The sequence below is a fragment of the Vibrio sp. R-1 genome, assembly GCF_035615595.1.
Classification (GTDB): domain Bacteria; phylum Pseudomonadota; class Gammaproteobacteria; order Enterobacterales; family Vibrionaceae; genus Vibrio; species Vibrio cholerae.
The window spans coordinates 1-1,267 of record NZ_WPDC01000195.1 but is presented as its reverse complement, the minus strand read 5'-3'; the positions used below and the strand labels follow the sequence as shown (position 1 = coordinate 1,267).

The following is a 1,267-nucleotide window of genomic DNA, read 5'->3' as shown; positions in this document are numbered from 1 at the left end:
TCAGGAAATCATCCAGGTTGGCACCCGCTTCAATTGCCTTGGTCAGAGCCAGTGGCATACGGCCTTGACCTGTCCACGTTTTGGTATTGCCGTTCTCATCAGAGAACTCATATTTTGCTGGGCGTGGGGCACGCTTGCTCTTCGCTGTTTTAACGGTAGTTTTGCTCGCAATATCCAGCAAGTCATTCAGATCAATACCGTCATCAGCCAACATTTTTTTGTAGGCTTCCAGCTTCGCTTTTTTCTCTGCTTCTTCTGCTTCCTTGGCGGCGATTTCTTCGCGCTTTTCATTTACCACGGTAGACAGTTTTTCCAGCATATCCTCCAGCTCACTTAACGTGCACTGCTCACGGGCGAATGCCCGCAATGAGCGGATATTAGAAAGCAACTTGATAACTTGTTCACTCATTTTGATTCATCCTACGCGTAATAGTGAGTAATTTTTATCGTATATTAAACAGTAACTGAGCTCAAAAACATAGCCTAAGAAGCCACATTGAAGAAATAACGATAACTCTATCGCATTAATTTATTATTCTACGCAATCTGCGTAAATGCAAGTGAGCCCGATTAAATAGCCATTAAACATAGAGCCGCGAATTTTTCTTATTTTGAATCAAAGTGTGGCGTTCTTTATCTGGCTGTAACGGTAAATCCCGTTTGGCTTATACAGGATTATGCATGATATCAGGCATAGCTGGCTATAGGTTGAATAAGGCCAGTAGCACAATTGCATATCCATCCGAAAAGCGTTTAAGGCTTGGCTGTAACACTACGGCATATCCAGTAAGAAAGGAATGGCGAATTTATTTTTCTCCTATCCCTCTCATTTTCTAAGTGAGTTTTCAGCAAGGCATCGCGCCAGCAAGCGAGTGGCGCGGTAATTAATACATAGTTTATACATAGTCTACCCATTACTTGGGTCGATTAGCCTCGTCAGCAGAATCGCTGTTGAGCGCATCAGCTGCGGTTAGTGGCGCGGCCGAGCTTGATAGCGGTAAACGGCACAATCCCTGCGCGGGTACATCTAAAGCCGTATTAAACTTGGCGGATAAATTCTGAAAAGCAATCAGCGCGGTTAACTCAATCAGGGTATCCTCATCGAAAAAAGTTTGCAGCTGCGCAATCATTTCAGCGCTAACTTTACGTCCGGTTATCGTCATCGCTTCTAGATAAGTAAATACCGCTTTTTCCTGCTCATCAAATAAATCACTGTCATGCCATTGCGATAATGCCAGCGCTTTTTCTTCGCATCCACACCGCTGTG

Annotated in this window: 2 protein-coding genes; both read right to left on the bottom strand. The window is 44.2% G+C overall.

The window, feature by feature from the left end; all coding sequences use genetic code 11:
* On the bottom strand, nt 1–409 hold a 409-nt coding region (locus GOU96_RS17565), incomplete at its 3' end, for an H-NS family nucleoid-associated regulatory protein (RefSeq protein WP_324702070.1).
* A 505-nt stretch (nt 410–914) separates the two neighbouring features.
* The coding region (locus GOU96_RS17560; RefSeq protein ID WP_420719708.1) for a carboxymuconolactone decarboxylase family protein at nt 915–1,267 on the bottom strand (353 nt) is incomplete at its 5' end.